Here is a 264-nt window from a genome sequence, read left to right as displayed (position 1 = left end):
CCAACGGCCCTCGTCTCATGCGGGTTCGGCGAGGGGGTTTCACGTTCCGTACCGCGGATATCCATCAAACTCCGCGGACCACTACTCCAACTGCAGGTGAGGATCCGAATCGGGTTGCGGCTCAGTCAGAGGACGGCTCGGCTGCAGATGCGCGGTCCTCCTTCTCAGCTCCGCGAGCACCGTTAGGTCTTCAAACTCGTCCTCCCCGACGGATTCGATCGGCGCGCTCACGATCTGGCTGGCCGGGCCGATGATGACTTCTAC

General features: G+C 62.5%; 1 protein-coding gene. It reads right to left on the bottom strand.

Features of this window, described 5'->3' with window-relative positions; all coding sequences use genetic code 11:
• Window positions 1-81: 81 nt before the first annotated feature.
• The coding region (locus SB719_RS20680; RefSeq protein WP_412159818.1) for a hypothetical protein at window positions 82-264 on the bottom strand (183 nt) is incomplete at its 5' end.

The sequence above is a fragment of the Pantoea sp. SIMBA_079 genome (assembly GCF_046940275.1).
GTDB classification, from domain to species: Bacteria; Pseudomonadota; Gammaproteobacteria; order Enterobacterales; family Enterobacteriaceae; genus Pantoea; species Pantoea borealis.
Note: the sequence above shows the minus strand (reverse complement) of the source record. Positions and strands in the feature narration are given on the sequence as shown.